The sequence below is a fragment of the Oceanicaulis sp. HTCC2633 genome (assembly GCF_000152745.1).
Lineage (GTDB): Bacteria > Pseudomonadota > Alphaproteobacteria > Caulobacterales > Maricaulaceae > Oceanicaulis.
Genome location: NZ_CH672428.1, coordinates 2,191,198 through 2,209,128, shown reverse-complemented (window position 1 = coordinate 2,209,128; position 17,931 = coordinate 2,191,198). Strand labels below are relative to the sequence as shown.

The following is a 17,931-nucleotide window of genomic DNA, read 5'->3' as shown; positions in this document are numbered from 1 at the left end:
CGCCACCACCTGACCGTTTTCCACCTTCACCGGCACGGCTTTCAGCACTGCGCTGCCCGCCGGACCGCCCACACAGGCGCCGGACTGAACGTCAAAGCTCGCCCCGTGAAACGGGCAGACGAGAAATTTGCCTTCGCTGACCAGCGTCTTGCCCGACGGCAAAGAGAAGGGCCGGCCCGCATGCGGGCAGACATTGAGATACGCCGTCACCGTTTCGCCAGAGCGCAGCACCACAATGGGGGTGGGCTCGAAATCGGCGGGGAGGCCGCCCGGATCGGGGATGTCGGCGAGGGTTTTGAGCACCGTGCCCGGTTCGGGCATGACGGTTTCGGTCTCGTCCGACATCTACAGCCCCTCCGGCGCCTTCACCGTCCATTTGAAGGGGATCCAGAACACGTCCGAGAACAAATCCGCCTTGGCGTAGGGATCCGTCGCAAGAATCTCGCGCAGGCCCTCTTCATCCGCGGCTTCAATGATCAGAAGCGAGCCGACCGGATCGCCTTCACCGCCCAGAAGCGGCCCCGCCATCTTCACAGGCGAGCTTTCATCAGACGCCCACAGCAGATGCTCGGAACGGTGTTTCAGGCGTACATCCAAAGCGCCCTGACGGTCGGTGCAAGTGACGGCAAACAGCATGAGATATCCTGGTCTTAGTAGGTTTCAGGGCCGAACGGACGGGTCAGCAGAGCCGTGATGGCGTCATCCACGCTCATCCGGCCCGCCAGCACCGCATCCACGGCGGCGCAGATCGGCATTTCGACATTGTGTTTCTTGGCCAGCGCGACAACGGCGGGGGCGGTCGCCACGCCTTCGGTCACGGCCTTGCGCGCACCCAGAACGCTCTCAAGCGTCTGACCCTGCCCCAGCGCCAGCCCGCAGGACATGTTGCGTGATTGCGGCGAGGAACAGGTCAGCACCAGATCCCCGAGCCCGCAGAGGCCGGTCAGGGTTTCACGCTTGGCGCCCAGCGCGAGGCCCAGCCGGGTCATCTCGGCGAAGCCGCGCGAGATCAGCGCGGCATGGGCGGATTTTCCCAGCTCACGGCCCTCCACGATCCCGGCGGCGATGGCGAGCACGTTCTTGACCGAACCGCCCACCTCCGCGCCCACAAGATCGCCCGACCAATAGGGGCGGAAGGTCTTGGACCCGACCGCCTCCATCAAGGCCTCGCCCATTTCCCGATCCTCACACGCCAGCGTCACGGCCGTGGGCAGGCCCTTGGCCACATCAATCGCAAAACTGGGGCCGGACAATACGGCAGGGACGGCGTGGGGCACGGTCTCGCGCAGCACATCCGTCATCAGAGCGAGGCTCTCGCGCTCGAACCCCTTGGCGCACAACAGGACAGGCGCGCCGTCTGCGATAAGGGGCGCAAACTGTTTGAGGATCGAGCGCGCATGCTGGGCGGGCGCCACCATCAGGAAGGCGTCACAGCCTGCAAGATCAGCCGGATCGGAGCTGGCGGTGATGGCCGGGTTCAGCGGGGCGCCGGGCAGGAAAACCGTGTTTTCATGGGCGGTGTTGATCGCCTCGACCACCTCGGCCTCATAGGCCCAGAGGGTCACCTTGCGGCCGGCCTGCGCGGCGGACTGGGCCAAAGCCGTCCCCCAGGCGCCGGCGCCGATGACGCCAATCTTTTGATACTCGACCATACTCTCCCCCTTGTGCCGGGCCTAAGCCTTCGGCCCCTTGCGCCCTGACCCGCTGGCGGGGTCCTGGGCGGCGGCGTCCTGATCCAGCGGCCAGCGCGGCCGGGCCGCGGCGTCGAGGCCATCGGTCTGCCCCAGCGCCAGACGTTCCACGCCCGCGAGCGCAATCATCGCGGCGTTATCCGTGCAGTATTTCAGGGGCGGCGCAATCATCTCGAACCCATGCGCACGCGCTTCGGTCTGAAGCGCCTCGCGCACAGCCGTATTCGCAGCGACCCCGCCCGCCGCGACGAGCGGCAAAGGCCCTGCAAGATCGGCAAAGCGCCCCTTGAAAATCTCCATCGCCCGCCCCGCGCGTTGCGCGAGATGGCGCGCAATCGCGCTTTGCATGGAGGCGGCGAGATCGGCGCGATCCTGATCCGTTGGGGCCTCAAGGCTGTCCCAATGGCGGCGCGCCGCGGTTTTCAGACCCGCGAACGAGAAATTGCACGACTTGTCCCGCGCCAGCATCAAGGGCAGCGCGAAGCGTTTGGGGTCCTCAGCGTCCTTGGCAAAGCGCTCGACCGCCGGCCCGCCCGGAAAGCCCAGCCCCATCACCTTGGCGGTCTTGTCGAACGCCTCGCCCGCCGCATCATCAATGGTCGAGCCAAGACGCGTCATCTGACCCACGCCTTCCACGATCACGAGCTGGGTATGCCCGCCCGAGACCAGCAACAGCAGATAGGGGAAGGCGAGTTCATGGGTCAGACGCGGAGACAGGGCGTGCCCTTCAAGATGGTTCACCGCCACCAGCGGAATGTCCGCGCCCATGGCGATTCCCTTGGCCGTCATCAGCGCCGCCATAACCCCGCCGATCAGACCCGGTCCGGCGGTCGCGGCGACCGCATCGAGATCAGACGGTTTCAGCCCGGCTTCAGCCAGCACGCCCTCAGCCAGCGCATCCATGCGCTCGGCATGGGCGCGAGCGGCGATCTCGGGCACCACGCCGCCAAAGGGGGCATGGGCGCTGTTCTGCCCCATCACGGCTTCGGCCAGAATCTCCACGCGCCCGTCGCCATGGCGACGCAGCACAGCGGCGGCGGTATCATCGCAGCTCGATTCAAGACCGAGCACGGTCAGAACGCCCTGCGGCGCCGCGCCCGGTTGCGGGTGGACTTGATCATGGGATAACGCCATGACCTTGCAGTACCCTCGCTGGCGTTTCGGCGCAATCATCAGCCTCTGCTGGCGGGACCTTGGAAGCGCGTGAAGGAGTGCCTCTGTCGTGAACCTGTTCAATATGCCGATTGCGACCCGCACCTCGCCGCTGGCCATGGCGCAGACGCTGGATGTGCAGGCGCGTCTCGCGAAAGCCCATGGCGAGAAGGACCCCGAAGAGAGCTTCCCGATCCTTGGCATGACCACCACGGGCGACCGCATCACCGACCGCGCGCTCTTGCTGGCGGGCGGCAAGGGCCTGTTCACCAAGGAGCTTGAACGCGCACTGCTCGATGGCGACGCCCGCTTCGCCGTGCACTCCATGAAGGACGTGCCGACAACCCTGCCTGACGGGCTGGAAATCGCCTGCGTGCTCGAACGCGAAGACCCGCGCGACACCCTTTTGACCCGCGACGGCATCAGCCGGATCGAGGATCTGCCCCAGGGCGCGACGCTGGGCACCGCCTCCATCCGCCGTCAGTCCCAGGCGCTGGCGTTGCGGCCCGATCTCAACATCGTGCTCCTGCGCGGCAATGTGGATACGCGCCTTGAGAAGCTCAATTCCGGCGAGGTGGACGCGACCTTCCTCGCGCGCGCCGGTCTGCGCCGTCTGGGCCGTGAGCAGGCCGAACTGCCGCCGCTGGAGCTGACCGCCGTCATCCCCGCCCCGGCGCAAGGCGCGGTGGGGATCGAGATCCGCTCTGATGACGTCGAGGCGCGCAAGGCGCTCGAACCGCTCAATCACCTGCCGACCCGCATCGCCATCGCCGCCGAGCGGGGCTTCCTGCAGGCGCTGGACGGCTCCTGCCGCACGCCCATTGCGGCGCACGCCACGCTTGAGGGCGCGGAGATCCATCTGCGCGGCGAGGCCCTGATGCCGGACGGCTCAAAACGCTGGGCCAATGAAACCCGCGCGCAATTGCCCGAACTCGATCCCGACGCCGCGCGCCTTCTGGGCTATGAACTCGGGCTTGAAGTGAAACGGGCGGGCGGTGATACGCTGGCGCGCATCGTGGCTGAAACCGGGTGATTCATGTCCGCCTCCGACCGCTCTCGCGTGCTCGTGACCCGCGCCGAACCCGGCGCGACGCGCAGTTGTGCGGCGCTGGCAGAGCGGGGCTTTGACGCCATCAACGCCGCAACGGCGGTGCTGAAGGCGCATGAGGTGGCGCTCAATCTCAAGGGCGTCAGCCTGATCGCCGTCACAAGCCCCTTCGGCGCAAGCTGTCTGGCGACCGCCACGTCTGAACGCCGCCTGCCCGTCATCGCCGTGGGCGATGTGACGGCCTCGCGCTTGAGAGAGGCGGGCTTTGAGAAGGTCAACAGCGCCAGCGGCGACGCCCGTGATCTTCTGGCGATGATCCGGGAACGCGCGCCCGAGGGCGAGGTGCTGCATGTGCGCGGCGTCGACCAGACCGGCGATCTGAGCGCGGAGCTGAACGCCAGAGGCATTCGCGCCCGCTCCGAAATCCTCTACGCCGCCGAGCCGGTTTCCGCCTTGCCCGGAGCGGTCTGGGCGAGCCTCGCAGCCGGCGCGACGGTTCTGATCCATTCCGCCAAGGGCGCGGAACGGTTCAACGACCTCGCAAACGCCGCCGATCAGGTTGAAGCCCTGCTTGCGGCGCGGATCGTCGCGATCTCGACCGCAGCCGCCGAACCTTTGAAGTCTCTGGGCGTTGCCAGGCTGAAGATCGCCAGACGCCCCGATGAAGACGCGCTGTTTGACGCACTGGAAAACCGCCCCTCAGCCCGTGCTTGAGGTGGCGCTGCGCTGCAACGCAGCCTAGACTCGAACTTGATGCATTGGCCCTGCGCCCCGAGGACAGTATGAGCGCCGACACCCCCCGCCCTGACGCCGCCGAACCCGTGGACGCCGAGTTCGAACCCGCGCCGGACAGCAGCGGCGCGGGCTCCAAATCCAGATCTAAGAAGCCCAAGCCCAAGAAGGATGGCAAAGGCGGCGCCCCGGTGCTCGCCTTCATCGGCCTGACGGTGCTGGCGGCGGGCGTGGGCGGCGGCGCAGGCTGGCTGATCGGACGCTATGCCCCCATGGGCGAGGCGCTGCCTGACACCGCGCTTGTCAGCCGAATCGAGGCGCTGGAAAACCAGAGCGCCACGACCGATCAGCTCGATACGCTCCAGGCCCGCCTTGCGGTCGTCGAGGAAGAAAGCGCGGGCGCCCCGCTGCGGACGGACGCCTTCGAGCAGCTGATCCGGGATGTGGCCGATCTGCGCGCCGACCTTCAGGCGCTCGAGACATCGGGCGGCTCTGCAGACATCTCCGCCCTCACCCCCCGGCTCGCCACCCTTGAACAGCGCCTCGAGACCGTGGCCAGCGACGCCGAGACCGCGCTGGCGACCGCCGAGACCGCGCAATCGGCGCTGCAGCAGATGCGCAATCAGTCCGCGCCGACCTCGGGCGAGACCGGCGCCAACCTGCCGTCCGACGCCCTGGCCTCGCTGCGTCGCGATGTGTCTGGTCTGCAGTCCGATGTGCGCGCCCTGCAGTCAGGCGCCGGTAATCTTGAAACGCTGGCCGCGCGCATGAATGCGCTCGAAGCCACGGTCTCCAGCCTTGACGCCTCAGGCGTGAGCGCGGCGTCGCCGACCGCGTCTGCAAGCCTCGCCCGGCAGGCGCTCGCCTTCTCAGATCTGGCGCAAGCCGCCGCGCACTCCCAGCCTTTCGCCATGGAATACGCCATGCTGAGCCAGGTCTGGCCCAATCGCCGACAGCTGGATGCTCTGACCGCCCCCGCCCGCACCGGCGCGCCGACGCTTGATGATCTCGCTGACAGCTTCCCCGCGCAAAGCGTGCGTGAAGCGCTGGGCCAGACCCAGCGCCTGTGGGGGGTGATCGAAGTGCGCCGCACCGGAGATGATCAGGGGGTCGCCGATCAGATACTCGGCCTCATCGAACAGGGCGCGCTGAACGAGGCGATCGCCCTGGCGGAAGGTCTGGATGCAGAGGCGAGCGCGGCGCTTGAACCCTGGCTGATCGAGGCGCGCAAGCGCGAGGCGCTCGACGCCACGCTGGAAGACATGCGCGACACGCTGGCCCGTCAGGCCGACGTCAATGGGGAGCGCTAGACCATGATCCGCCTCACCCTCACCGTCATCGCCTGCGTCCTCACCGCCATGCTGGCGGTCTTCCTGACCCTCAATCCCGGCCTTGTGACCGTCGAGTTCCTGGGACAGACCACGCAGGCCCCCTTCGCGCTGGCCATGGGCGCGCTGATCCTCGCGGCCTTCGTGCTGGTGGTCGCCTGGTGGGTGATCGCCAAGCTGTGGTCCGCGCCCGAAGCCTGGAAACGCTTTTCCCTGCGCCGCCGCCGCGATCAAGGCTTCGACGCGCTCGAACGTGCGCTGATCGCCTCCGCCGCCGGGCAAGGCGATCTTGCCGTCCGGCAGGCCGCGCGTGCTGAAGCGCTGCTCGACCGTCCCGCCCTGTCCCGCCTTCTGGCGGCGCGAGCCGCAGAAGCCGCCGGCGATCTCGAAAGCGCGCAGATCCATTACGAAGCCATGCTGGCGGACGCCAAGACCCGGCTGGTCGCCCAGCGCGGGCTTGTCGGCATCGCCCAGTCGCGTTCGGATTCCCAGGGCTTGCTGACCCATGCCGCCGACGCCTTTGAACAGGCCGGTCGCGCGCGCTGGGCGTTTGACGCGCTCTTTGAGGCGCAAGTGAACGTCGCCCTGTGGGCGAAGGCGGAAGCCACCCTGACCGAGGGCGAACGCCGTGGGCATGTGGACCGTCTGGTCGCGGCTCGCATGCGCGCCGTGCTCCTGACCGCGGAAGCCCGTCGACTGGAAAGCGCCGATCCGGAAACCGCTGCGAGGCTCGCCGATCGTGCGGCGACGTCTTCACCCGGCTTTGCGCCCGCGGCTGAGCTGGCCGGGCGCTTGCTGGCCGAACAGCGCCGCCATCGCCGGGCGGTGGACATTCTCGAAGACGCCTGGAAGCACGCGCCACACCCGGCGCTGGCCCGCGCTTTCGCCAATCTGCGCCGCTCGGACACCAAGGCCAAGCGCGCCGAGCGCCTGCGCGGTCTGGCAGCGCTCAACCCCGATCATCGCGAAAGCCGGCTCCTGCTGGTGGAAACCGCGCTCGACCAGGGCAATCGCGAGGCCGCGCACTCCGCCCTGAAACCGGTTCTTGAAACCAGCCCGGTCTCCGCCCGCGCCTGCGCGCTGGCAGCGCGTCTCGCGCGTCTTGAAGAGAACCCCGAAGACGCCCAGCGCTGGATGGCGCGCGCCTCTCACGCCCCTGCCGAGGCGGACTGGTCCGATATTGATGAGGGCGGCCAGGCCTTCAACTACACTGACGCGGACTGGAAGCGCATGGTGGAGAGCTGGGGCCGGGATGGCGTGCTGATCCATCCGCGCCATGAGCGTTACGAAGTCGCCGCCGCCGCCGCGCCCGAAACCGTGCTGATCGATGCGCGCCCCACTGCAGAGCGTTCCGCCAAGCGCAGTGAAGCAGGCGACAAACAGGGCCCGAACTTTTATGTACCCGTGCCGGCGCCGGATGATCCGGGCGCTTCCGATCCCGACACCTAGACCTGTTCGCGCCCCATGACCGCATCTGATCCAGCTCGCCCCCGTCTCATCATCGGCGTCACCGGCGGCTCCGCCTCCGGCAAGACCGAGATCGCCCGGTCGGCGGCGCGCGCCGCCGCGCCCCTGAGCGCGCTTGTCCTGTCCGAAGACGATTACTATGCGGACCATGGCTCGAAGCCCGACTTTGATCCGTCCGACTTCAATTTCGACCATCCCCAGGCGCGCGATCATGGTCTTCTGGCCAAGCACCTCGCCGCGCTGAAGGCCGGCAAGACCATCAAGGGCCCGATCTACGATTTCACCATCCATCGCCGCCGCAGCGATACGCGCAACATCGCGCCGGCCGATGTGATCATCGTGGAAGGCATCCATCTGTTCTGCGATGAACAGGTGCGCGATTGCCTGGATCTGAAGGTCTATGTCTCCGCGCCCGACGATATCCGCCTGGCCCGCCGCCTGCTGCGCGATGTGAACGAGCGGGGCCGGACCTCGCATTCGGTGGTGCACCAGTATCTGCGCACCGTGCGGCCCATGCACCATGAATGGACCTCGCCCAACAAGGAATACGCCGACATCCTGATCCGCAATGATGCGGCGGCGGCGCGCCCGGCGGACCATCTGAGCAGTTTCTTTGACGCGCTGGCCGCGCCGATCGTGGAGAAAATCAAGAGCTTCGGAAAAGTGCGGCCCTGACGCAGACAAGCTGGCAAAACCGGCTTGCCCCCATCGCCGTTCAAGGCTAGTTTCCGCGCCCTCCGAGGCAGGCTTTCGCCTGCTCCGAGCGCCGCTTTAGCTCAGCTGGTAGAGCAACGCATTCGTAATGCGTAGGTCGCGTGTTCGAGTCACGCAAGCGGCACCATTTCTTCTCTTTTCCTATTCTCCCTCGCCTCCGCTCGGTCGATCCTCGCAGAAGCTGCGGGCGGCCCTTGGCCTTGCGGACTTGTGGTCCGGCAGCCTGGTCTCCCTCGCCTCCGCTCAGGTGATCCTCGCTGAAGCTGCGGAGGCGGGAATTACGGGGCGGAGGCGTCCAGGCGCTGATGCTTGCGGAGCGTTCGCTCGCAAGTGTCCAGCAGGTCGGATTCATCAATGGGCTTGGCGATGTAATCGTCCATGCCCATCGCCAGGAATCGCGCCCGCTCTCCCGCGCCGGCATGGGCGGTCACCGCTATGACAGGCGCCGAGGCGCCGGCCTCATTCAAGGCGCGCAGGCGCTTGAGGGTTTCCTCTCCCGACATCACCGGCATGCTGGCGTCCAGAAGCACCAGATCAAAGGTCTGCTCTTCAAACAGGGTCAGCGCCTGGGCGCCGGATTCCGCTTCGGTCACCCGGGCCCCTTCCGGCTCCAGCATGTACCGCGCCACCATCCTGTTGATGGCGTTGTCATCGACCAGAAGGATGCGCGCATCCGCGAGACGGGCTTCGGACGGCGCGTCCGCATCACGCCGGACAGCGGGTTGCGGCTGGGCAGGGGTCAGGCGCGCCACGACAGTCAAGACAAATCGCGAGCCCTTTCCCTTCTCGCTTTCAACGCTCACATCTCCGCCCATGCGACGGGCGAGTTCGCGCGTGATCACGAGTCCAAGACCCGAGCCGCCCTGACCCTGTCGCTCCCCGCCCTGTTCATACCGGTGAAACAGCCTGTCGAGCTGGTCCGGCTCCATGCCGGGTCCGCTATCGCTGACCGTGATGCGAAGCGTGCAGGCCGTTGAATTCAGACGCTCGGCCTCCGCCGCAATGCTGACGCCGCCGGTTTCGGTGAACTTGATGGCGTTCGAGAGGAGATTGAACACACACTGGCGCAGACGCGTCGCGTCCAGTTCGACGCTTTCGGGAAGGCCCGATAGCGTTTCGTCAAGCGTGAGTCCCTTTTCCTGAGCATTCGCCCGGAACAGCAGACAGACTTCGTTCAGAAGACGCGCCGGATTGGTGGTTTCGGGACGCAGCTGGAATCGTCCCGCGTCCAGACGGGACAGATCCAGCAGATCATTGAGCACGCGCAAGAGCTGGTCGCCCGCCCCCTTGAGCAGCTCCACCTGCTCGCGCTGGGCCGGTTCCAGCTCCGCCTCGGACAGGGCCCGAACCAGCCCCAGCATGCCATTGAGCGGCGTGCGCAATTCATGGCTCACATTCGCCACGAACTCGGTCTTCGCCTCGCTCGCCCGTTCGGCGGCGTTCTGGGCGTCGCGGGCGCCCTGGGTCAGCGTCCGCGCGTTGAGCACCAGCTCGGCGACCACGATGTAATTGGTCAGGGCATGGATCAGAGACAGCTCTTCGGGCGTCCAGACATGACGCCTGTCGGCGATGTGAACACTCAGAACGCCGCTGATGCTTTGTTCCTTCAGCACGGGCGCCGCCAGCATCGCCCCCTCTTTCGCGCCATGAATCGCAAGGGCGAACTCCTGCGCGGCAGGATCGCATTCTGTTACGTCCGCAGCTTCCAAGAAGGCGCCGCGGACAACGAGATCAAAGGCGGCCGGCGCGTTTTCCGCGGTCAGGCGACCCGAATCCCGGGTCGCTCCGCGCGTCCGGCTCCAGCCGCATTGCGCGCGCAGTTCGGTCTGATCCGCATTGAACAGCCACAAACCGGCCTCTTCCGCGTCAAGCGCCAGAACAAGACGCTCCACGACCTGCCGGGTCATGTGATCGTAGTCCCAGCCATTGTTGAGATGGTCCAGAGCCAGTTCACGCTTGAGCTGATTGAGCTGGCGGGAGCGTTCGAGCGTCTGCCTCAGACTGGTCTCGGCGCGTTCGCGCGCCCGCACCTCGCCATCGACCCGGCGCAGGAGCGGCAACCAGCGGAAGAACCCGACGCTGATCAGGAACAGGCCGATCGCATCCCCGATATAGGAAATCGCCTCGATGGCGTCATAGGCCGGTTCCAGCTGTCCGGGCCGATAGGGCACAAAGCCATTGCTGGAATCGATCAGGGCGGACAGGCCGATCACCAGCAGACCGCTCACCACGAAGCGACTGCCCTTCCGCAAGCGAGGCGCATCACGCAGGTTCAGATACAGCACCAGCCCTGCTGACAGACTCGTCAGGGCGATCAGGATTTCAAAAAGACCGCTCAAGCCTCTCTCCCCATGAACCCGTTCACTCTAGCAGAGTCTGGTAAAGATCAGGTTGTCTTTGTCGATCCGGGTACGGGGTTCCCCTTAGGCACTAAAACGAATTATGCGCGCAGGCCGCCCTGCGTATCTGTACTCCCAGAGCCGACACCGCCTCCCCCCGGCGCTCCTGGCTCACAGGACAAAGGATACGACCATGCGTGCATTCAAGACTGTCTCCCGTTCCATGCTTCTGGGCGCCATCGCCGGCGTGGCGCTGTTCTCCGGTCAGGCCCTGGCGCAACTGCCCGATCCGGGCATGCAGATCGAGCGCGGCGTCACCGCCCTCGTCGTCACCGACCCGCAGAACGACTTCCTCAGCCCGGACGGCGTCACCTGGGGCGTTGTCGGCCCGAACGTCACCGAGAACGGCACGGTCGAGAATATCGGCCGCCTGTTCGAGACCGCCCATGAAGTGGGCATGCCGGTCTTCGTATCGCCGCACTATTACTATGAGCATGACCATGAATGGCGTTTCGAGGGCGCTCTGGAAGCGCTGATGCACCAGATCAGCATGTTCGATCGCGCCGGCCCGCTGAACCTTGAAGGCTTTGAAGGCTCCGGCGCGGACTGGCTGGAGCAATACCGTCCGCATATCGAGCACGACCACACCGTCGTCACCTCGCCCCACAAGGTCTATGGCCCCGAGACCAATGATCTCGTCCTGCAATTGCGCAAGCAGAATGTGGACCGTGTGATCCTGGCGGGCATGTCGGCGAACCTGTGCACCGAATCCCATATGCGCGAGCTCATCGAGCAGGGCTTTGAAGTGCTGGTGGTCACCGACGCCACCGCCGCCGCCCAGGTCCCCGGCTATGACGGCTACGCCGCCGCCATGACCAATTTCCGCATGATCGCGAACCATGTGGGCGACACCGACGAGACGGTCGCCGCCATGACCGCGGCCTACAGCCGCTAAGCCCTACCCGTCCCCCGTGTTGTCTGCCCCTCCACACGGGACGGGCCCCTGAGGGTCCGGCGGTCTGCCCCCATCGCCGCCGGACCCTCCTTGCCCTTCAAGACCCACAAGAAAAATGATGACCCCGAAACTTGTCCCCCCGTTCACAGCCGAGACCGCCCGCGCCAAGGTCCAGTTCGCCGAAGACGCCTGGAACAGCCGTGACCCCGAGCGCGTGGCGCTCGCCTATTCGGAAGATTCCCAATGGCGCAATCGCGACCAGTTCTTCACGGGCCGCGACGCCATCAAGGCCTTCCTGCGCGATAAATGGTCCCGGGAAGCGGACTACAAGCTCAAGAAAGAGCTCTGGGCCTTCACGGGCAACCGCATCTCCGTCGCCTTCTTCTATGAATGGCAGGAAGCCGAGACCGGCCAATGGTTCCGCTCCCACGGCAATGAGCAATGGGAATTTGACCGCGACGGTCTGATGGCGCGCCGCGAATCCAGTGTCAACGACATGCCGATCAAGGCGGAGGAGCGGCGGCTCTAGCCTCCGCCCTCTCCCTTCAGGGAGCCGATCATGACCCGCCCGAACCCGCCTTCCGACCTGCGCTTCGAACGCGCCTATCGGCGCTGGATGCTGATGCACGCCCTGACCCTGCCGGGCGCAGCCCTGGTCTATGCCCTCCTGACGATTGCGCTGCTGGCGCTGGGTCAGTCGGCGCACGCCGCCATTCTGGGCGCAGCGGGAACCGGGGCGCTGGGGCTGGCGCTCGCGGAGGGCGCGGTCTGGCTCGAAACCCATACCGGGCTCGACCGCCTGTTCCGACGGGTGAACATGCGCGCCTCCATTGCGGCGGAAAGACTGGCGCGCGACGAGGACCAGTATGTCATCGAGGGCGTGAAGGACGTGGTGTTTGAGTGGCGCCATGTGGAAGTCATCCAGCGCGACCGCGACTGGGCGGGATTGTCCCTCGCCGCCCTGACCCTGGTCAGCCTCGCTCTGGGTCTCGCCCTGAGCGCTGTGGTGATGGGTCTGTGGGGCTGGAGTTACGCCGCCCCGCTGAGCGGGCTCACCCTCGCCTCGACCGCCGCCGGCTTCGCGCTCGCGCGCTCGGTGATGCGCTATCACTGTTTCACCGAACGCAATTTCGATCCCACCGACATTCTCCAGACCCGGCTTCTCGACCTCTTGTCAGAAGTCAAAGCCCTGCGTCGCGCCGGCGTGCGCAGCTCGGCCTGACCCGATCTTCAGGAGCCCCCGTCCATGACCCGTCACTCTGATCTTCTCGTTCTGGGCACCGGCAATGCCGGCATGGCCGCCGCGGGCGTCGCCCAGCGCGCGGGCAAGTCCGTCACCCTGGTGGAATCGGGCGATGTGGGCGGCACCTGCGCCATTCGCGGCTGCGTGCCCAAGAAGGTTCTGGTCGCCGCGGCCGCCAATCTGGACGCCATTGCCCGCGCCAGCGACCACGCCATCTCCGTGGGCGAGGTCAAACTCGACTGGCCCGCCCTGATCAAGCGCGAGCGCACCTTCGTGGAAGGCGTGCCGGAGATGTTCCGCGCCTCGATCACCAATCGCGGCATGGCTCTGGTTTCGGGAAAAGCGGTCTTCACCGGTCCGAACGCAATCGATGTGGAGGGCGAAACCTATACGGCGGACAGGATCGTTATCGCCACCGGTTCAAAACCCGCGCAATTGCCGATCGAGGGCTGGGCGCTGACCGCAACGAGCGATGACCTTCTGACCCTGGAAACCCTGCCCAAGGAGGTCGTGTTCGTGGGCGGCGGCGTGATCGCGCTGGAGTTCGCCCATATCATGGTGCGCGCCGGCGCGAAGGTGACGATCCTCGAAGCCGCGTCGCGCGTGCTGCCGCGTCTGGATGAAGACATGGTGGACACGCTGGTGGCGCATACCCGCTCGCTGGGCGTGACGATCCAGACCGGTGTCAGCGTCAGGGCCATCCGCGAGGATGGCGCGCGCCGCGCGGTCGAGGTGGTCATCGATGGCGAGACCCTGTCCCTGAGCGCCGATCTGGTGGTCAATGGCGCCGGTCGTCGTCCGGCGGTCGAGGATCTGGATCTGGAAGCGGGCGGCATCCGGTCCGATCGCGGGCATATCGAGGTGGATGTCAATCTGCGCAGCCTGACCAATCCGTCCGTCTATGTGGCGGGCGACGCGCTGGCGGCCTCGCCGCAAATGAGCCCGGTGGCGAGCTATGAGGGTCGGATTGCGGGCGAGAACGCGATCAATGACGCTAAGGAGAGCCCGGACTATTCCTCCATCCCGTCCGCCGTCTACACCGTGCCGGCCATCGCCAGCGTGGGCCTGGACGAAGCCGGGGCGCAGGCGGCGGGTCTGGAGCCTGTGGTGAAGGTCAATGACATGCGCGACTGGCGTTCGGCGAAGACCTATGCCGAGCAGGTGGCCTTTGCGAAGGTCTTGATAGACCCCGCCACCGACCGCATTCTTGGCGCGCATCTCGCCGGGCACGGCGCGGAGGAGGTCATCCACCTGTTCACCCTGGCGATGAAGACGCAACTGACCGCCTCGGAACTGGCCGCCATGACCTATGCCTATCCCACCTTCTCTTCTGACCTTAAGTTCCTGGTGTGACGCGCATGATCAGGGGGCGACATCATGTCTGAAACCGGGAGCGAACCGACCGCCGATCCGGCGGACCTGTTCCGACGTCAGCGCGACCTGATCCTGATGGCGTCCGGCGACGGCATTTACGGGATCGATTGCGAGGGCATTTCCACTTTCGTGAACCCGGCCGCTGCGCGCATGTCGGGCTATACGATGGAGGAAATGGTCGGCCTCAACCTGCATGAGCTGGTCCATCACACCCGTGCGGACGGATCGCCTTTTCCCTGCAACGAATGTCCAATCCATGAAGCCACCCGAGACGGCAAGGTGCATCGCATCTATGACGACGTGTTCTGGCGCAAGGACGGCACCAGCTTTCCGGTTGAGTATGTCTCCACCCCGATCTGGGATGGCGGCCGGATCGCGGGCGCCGTGGTCTCGTTCCGCGACATCACCGACCGCAAGCGCGCCGAGCAGGATCTGCGCGACAGCGAGCAGCGCTATCGCGCCATGTTTGACGGCTCAAACGCCGCCGGTTTCCTGATCGACGCCGAGACCTGTTACGTGCTCGACGAGAACAAGCGCACCTGCGCGCTGTTCGGCTATGACGAGGCGCAATTGCGCCGCTTGCGCGCGGAGGATCTGTTTGTCGGAGCGCCGGGCGAGATCGCAGCCTTCTGGCAAAAGGTCCAGCGCGAGGGCGCAGCGGAGACCGAAACCTCCTACGCCATCACCGCCAGCGGCGAGCGTATTCCCGTGCGCCTGTCCGCCAGCCGTATCCGCTATGCGGACCGGACCGGCCTTCTGGTGCTGGCGACCGATCTCAGGGTCCGACGCGAAATGGAGGCGCGCACCCGCGCCCTGCAAAGCGAGCTGCATCATGTCTCCCGCGTCAGCGCCATGGGCGAGATGGCCTCGGCCATGGCGCACGAGCTGAACCAGCCGCTGTCTGCGGTGATGAACTATCTCGGCGCCGCGCGGCGCCTGTCCAAAGCCGAGTTCGAGGGCGACTCCCGCACCGTGCAGATGATGGAGAAGGCGCTGACCCAGGCCGCACGCGCGGGCGAGATCATCCGCAGCCTGCGAACCTTCCTCGACAAGGGCGAGTCAGAAACCGAATTCGCCAGCCCCTATGACGTCATCCACGACACCCTACCGCTGATTGAACCCGCGGTCGCCGCGGCGGGGCTGTCCCTGTCGTGCGAGCTGGATCCGGATGTGCCCCATACGCTCTTGCAGCGCGTGAACATCCAGCAGGTCCTGCTCAATCTGATCCGCAACGCCGCGGAGGCCATGAGCGAACACAAGGGCGGCGCCATCAATGTGGCCTGCTGGAGCAGTTGCGATCAAATCTGGGTCGAGGTCGCCGACCAGGGGCCGGGCCTTTCGGACGCCCAGCAGGCGCGGCTCTTCCAGCCCTTCAACACCAGCAAGTCGGACGGCATGGGCGTGGGCCTGTCCATCTGCCATTCCATCATCACAGACCATGACGGCGCGATCACGGCCGAGAACCGCCCCGGCGGCGGCGCGGTGTTCCGGTTCTGCCTGCCCGTCATCACACCGGGAGACAAGACATGAGTGAGATTTCTACCCAGGTCTATGTCGTCGATGACGACGCCGCCGCCCGCGAATCCCTTGAAGCTCTGCTGTTGTCGGCCGGACATGAAGTGGAGACGTTTGAGAGCGGGGAAGCCTTTCTGGAGGCCTATTCCCCGGACTGGGCAGGCTGTGCGGTGCTCGACGTGCGCATGCCGGGCCTGTCCGGCCTGCAGGTTCAGGAAGAGCTGGCGAACCGGAACGCCACCCTGCCGGTGATCATCGTCACCGGTCATGGCGACCTGCCCATGGCGGTGCGCGCCATGCAGGCCGGAGCCCTCGATTTCATCGAGAAGCCCTATGAGGAAGAACGCCTGTTCGAGAGCGTGGAGCTGGCGGTGCAGACAGGTCAGGAGCAGGCTGAGGCCAGCCTGGCGCTGGCTGCGCTGAGGGAGCGGCTTGAACACCTGACGCCGCGCGAACGCGAAGTGCTGGTCGAGGTGGCCTATGGCCACCCCAACAAGGTCGTCGCCCACAAGCTGGGCATCAGCGCCCGCACCGTTGAAATCCATCGCGCCCGCGTGGTGGAGAAGATGCAGGCGCGCAGCCTGTCTCACCTCGTCCGGATGGCGATGCAGCTTGAGCTTCTGAACGAGTAGCTCAGCTGAACTCGGAGATGAGATCGAGCGGCGTGTGCCGGATCAGGCGGCTGTCCAGGACAGCAGCCTGACGATGGGGCACGGCCTCGTTCTGGTAGACCGGGTCGGTGACCATTTCCAGAAACGCCGCGGCGCTGGGATAGGCCGCCACGAAGGACAGGTGCCAGTTCTCTTCGGACGGGCCGATCAGGGTCAGTTTGGGCGCGCCACGCCAGACAATGGTCCCGCCCACGCGCTTGAACACCGGTCCGGAGGTCTGGCCATAGGTCTTGTAGGCCTCAAACCCACTGACGTCCCGGCCATCGGGATAGGCGGCCTTGTCCCGAAGGCGCAGCAGATTGAGCATCTGGATCGGCTCGTCGCGCGGCATCTCCTTGAAGAGTTTGAAAGCCTCGCGTTCTGGATCGATATGGCCGGTCATGAGCATCCTCCCTGATGTGTTTGCCTGCAGCAAAACGGTTCAGGGCAAAAAGCTCAAGCCCTTAAGGATCGATAATCTCGCCCGCCCAGTCAAAAACACAGCCGCTCTGATCGGATTGGACCTGATCAATGACCGCCAGCAGTTGCTCCGCGCTATAGTCGGGCGTGAACAGCTTGCCGTCCGGCACATTGCCCTGGAAGGGCTCCGAGAGGCGGGTGTCCACAGTGCCCGGATGCAGACCGATGCAGGCGGCATGGGGCCGCTTGCGCGCCAGCTCGATGGCGCAGGTCTTCAGGATCTGGTTCAACGCCGCCTTGGAGGCGCGATAGCTGTGCCAGCCGCCCAGACGGTTATCGCTGATCGACCCGACGCGCGCGGAGAGCGCTGCGAACACCGCTTTTTCCGGAGCATCCTTGCGCCCCTTCGCCATAGCGTCCAGCGCATGCCGCGCCACCAGCGCCGGACCGATCGTGTTGATCTTGAAGACTTCAGCCATGTAATCGGGATCAATCTGACGCCAGGATTTTTCCGGCCCGCGACCAGCCTCGTCCACCAGCACCCCTGCCGCCACGATCACCAGATGTAGGGGTCCGTCATGAGACGCTGTCGCCACGGCGTCCTCGACCGTCTGCGGCGCGCTGAAGTCCAGTGAGAGCGATTGAGCGCCCTCGATCGCCACCCCGGACCGGCTGGCCGCGTAAACCGAGCCGCAGCGCGGATCCGCCGCCAGCTGCTGCGTCAACGCGCGGCCCACGCCGCCAGAGGCGCCCACGATCAGGGCGCGATAACCATCAGGAAATGTTGTCAGTTGTGCCATGGGAGCGCAGATAGACTGCGCCGGTCGCCCGTCCAGTCCCGCGGCGGCGTCAGATTTCGATCGTGCCGGTCAGGTCATCCAGGATCACGCCGTCCTGACCATGTCCCTTGGCGACGCTTTTCACCCAGAACAGCAATTCAGCGCTCTTCTCGTCCAGGCCTTTCTGGAAATAGTCATTCTTGTCCAGAAACTTGACGCTTTCCCCGTCACGGTCGGTCTTCACACCCGCCGCGCCGGAGAGCACGAGAATCGGAGTTCCGCCAGCCTGTCTCTCGAGCAAACCTACGGTTTCATTCGGCTGGGTGGAATCAGGCAGACGCAAGTCGGCGATGATCAGGTCATAGGACTGGCGCGACAGTTTCTGGCGCGCATCGTGCAGGGTGCGCACAACCTGAAGATCCATGTCATATCCCCCGGCGTCGCACAGCGCATGCTGGAGCAGCATCGCGTCAGCGAAGTCATCTTCGATATGAAGAACAGACAGGGGTTGCGGCATGGTCCTC

Annotated in this window: 19 protein-coding genes and 1 tRNA gene; 12 read left to right on the top strand and 8 right to left on the bottom strand. The window is 65.8% G+C overall.

Features of this window, described 5'->3' with window-relative positions; all coding sequences use genetic code 11:
• The 4 genes from OA2633_RS10570 to tsaD form a co-directional block, all read right to left on the bottom strand.
• The coding region (locus OA2633_RS10570; RefSeq protein ID WP_009802539.1) for a Rieske (2Fe-2S) protein at nucleotides 1–345 on the bottom strand (345 nt) is incomplete at its 3' end.
• Nucleotides 346–636, bottom strand: a complete 291-nt coding sequence (locus OA2633_RS10565; RefSeq protein WP_009802538.1) for a YciI family protein — start codon at nucleotides 634–636, stop codon at nucleotides 346–348.
• Between the two features lie 14 nt (nucleotides 637–650).
• The gene (locus tag OA2633_RS10560) at nucleotides 651–1,652 is read right to left on the bottom strand and encodes an NAD(P)H-dependent glycerol-3-phosphate dehydrogenase (protein WP_009802537.1); all 1,002 of its coding nucleotides are present in this window, start codon (nucleotides 1,650–1,652) and stop codon (nucleotides 651–653) included.
• 21 nt (nucleotides 1,653–1,673) lie between these two features.
• A complete protein-coding gene (gene tsaD / locus OA2633_RS10555) occupies nucleotides 1,674–2,825 on the bottom strand; it encodes a tRNA (adenosine(37)-N6)-threonylcarbamoyltransferase complex transferase subunit TsaD (protein ID WP_009802536.1) in 1,152 nt (383 codons plus the stop codon).
• Between the two features lie 88 nt (nucleotides 2,826–2,913).
• Between tsaD and hemC the strand changes: the two genes are divergently transcribed.
• The 6 genes from hemC (at nucleotide 2,914) to OA2633_RS10525 (ending at nucleotide 8,259) form a co-directional block, all read left to right on the top strand.
• On the top strand, nucleotides 2,914–3,876 hold the full coding sequence (gene hemC / locus OA2633_RS10550; protein WP_009802535.1) for a hydroxymethylbilane synthase: 963 nt from the start codon (nucleotides 2,914–2,916) through the stop codon (nucleotides 3,874–3,876).
• Nucleotides 3,877–3,879: 3 nt separating this feature from the next.
• Nucleotides 3,880–4,605: a uroporphyrinogen-III synthase gene (locus OA2633_RS10545; RefSeq protein ID WP_009802534.1), complete on the top strand. Its 726-nt coding sequence runs from the start codon at nucleotides 3,880–3,882 to the stop codon at nucleotides 4,603–4,605.
• Nucleotides 4,606–4,673: 68 nt separating this feature from the next.
• Complete coding sequence (locus OA2633_RS10540; RefSeq protein WP_009802533.1) at nucleotides 4,674–5,933, top strand: hypothetical protein; 1,260 nt, start codon at nucleotides 4,674–4,676, stop codon at nucleotides 5,931–5,933.
• A gap of 3 nt (nucleotides 5,934–5,936) precedes the next feature.
• A complete protein-coding gene (locus OA2633_RS10535; protein ID WP_009802532.1) occupies nucleotides 5,937–7,400 on the top strand; it encodes a heme biosynthesis protein HemY in 1,464 nt (487 codons plus the stop codon).
• Nucleotides 7,401–7,415: 15 nt separating this feature from the next.
• Nucleotides 7,416–8,093 (top strand): uridine kinase, encoded by a 678-nt coding sequence (udk, locus tag OA2633_RS10530; protein ID WP_009802531.1) that lies wholly within the window; start codon nucleotides 7,416–7,418, stop codon nucleotides 8,091–8,093.
• 90 nt (nucleotides 8,094–8,183) lie between these two features.
• Nucleotides 8,184–8,259: transfer RNA gene (locus OA2633_RS10525), tRNA-Thr, on the top strand.
• A gap of 151 nt (nucleotides 8,260–8,410) precedes the next feature.
• Here the strand turns inward: OA2633_RS10525 and OA2633_RS15470 are convergent.
• Nucleotides 8,411–10,471, bottom strand: coding sequence for a GAF domain-containing hybrid sensor histidine kinase/response regulator (locus tag OA2633_RS15470; protein ID WP_009802530.1), 2,061 nt, complete (start codon nucleotides 10,469–10,471; stop codon nucleotides 8,411–8,413).
• Nucleotides 10,472–10,664: 193 nt separating this feature from the next.
• Between OA2633_RS15470 and OA2633_RS10515 the strand changes: the two genes are divergently transcribed.
• The 6 genes from OA2633_RS10515 to OA2633_RS10490 all read left to right on the top strand — a co-directional run bounded on the left by OA2633_RS10515 (nucleotide 10,665) and on the right by OA2633_RS10490 (nucleotide 16,190).
• Nucleotides 10,665–11,426, top strand: coding sequence for a cysteine hydrolase (locus OA2633_RS10515; RefSeq protein ID WP_009802529.1), 762 nt, complete (start codon nucleotides 10,665–10,667; stop codon nucleotides 11,424–11,426).
• 118 nt (nucleotides 11,427–11,544) lie between these two features.
• Nucleotides 11,545–11,955, top strand: a complete 411-nt coding sequence (locus OA2633_RS10510; protein WP_009802528.1) for a nuclear transport factor 2 family protein — start codon at nucleotides 11,545–11,547, stop codon at nucleotides 11,953–11,955.
• 30 nt (nucleotides 11,956–11,985) lie between these two features.
• On the top strand, nucleotides 11,986–12,648 hold the full coding sequence (locus OA2633_RS10505; RefSeq protein ID WP_009802527.1) for a hypothetical protein: 663 nt from the start codon (nucleotides 11,986–11,988) through the stop codon (nucleotides 12,646–12,648).
• A 24-nt stretch (nucleotides 12,649–12,672) separates the two neighbouring features.
• Nucleotides 12,673–14,022, top strand: a complete 1,350-nt coding sequence (locus OA2633_RS10500; protein ID WP_009802526.1) for an NAD(P)/FAD-dependent oxidoreductase — start codon at nucleotides 12,673–12,675, stop codon at nucleotides 14,020–14,022.
• Nucleotides 14,023–14,046: 24 nt separating this feature from the next.
• Complete coding sequence (locus OA2633_RS15465) at nucleotides 14,047–15,573, top strand: PAS domain S-box protein (RefSeq protein WP_009802525.1); 1,527 nt, start codon at nucleotides 14,047–14,049, stop codon at nucleotides 15,571–15,573.
• Nucleotides 15,570–16,190, top strand: coding sequence for a response regulator transcription factor (locus OA2633_RS10490; RefSeq protein WP_009802524.1), 621 nt, complete (start codon nucleotides 15,570–15,572; stop codon nucleotides 16,188–16,190). The genes OA2633_RS15465 and OA2633_RS10490 overlap by 4 nt, the downstream gene beginning before the upstream one ends.
• A gap of 1 nt (nucleotide 16,191) precedes the next feature.
• On the opposite strand, the gene OA2633_RS10485 is transcribed toward OA2633_RS10490, so the two are convergent.
• From OA2633_RS10485 to OA2633_RS10475, 3 genes are all read right to left on the bottom strand, one after another.
• Nucleotides 16,192–16,611: a DUF1330 domain-containing protein gene (locus tag OA2633_RS10485; protein ID WP_009802523.1), complete on the bottom strand. Its 420-nt coding sequence runs from the start codon at nucleotides 16,609–16,611 to the stop codon at nucleotides 16,192–16,194.
• 61 nt (nucleotides 16,612–16,672) lie between these two features.
• Nucleotides 16,673–17,428, bottom strand: a complete 756-nt coding sequence (locus tag OA2633_RS10480; RefSeq protein WP_009802522.1) for an SDR family NAD(P)-dependent oxidoreductase — start codon at nucleotides 17,426–17,428, stop codon at nucleotides 16,673–16,675.
• A gap of 49 nt (nucleotides 17,429–17,477) precedes the next feature.
• Nucleotides 17,478–17,924 carry a response regulator gene (locus tag OA2633_RS10475; protein WP_009802521.1) on the bottom strand — a complete coding sequence of 149 codons (447 nt, stop codon included), beginning with the start codon at nucleotides 17,922–17,924 and terminating at the stop codon, nucleotides 17,478–17,480.
• Nucleotides 17,925–17,931: the final 7 nt, after the last annotated feature.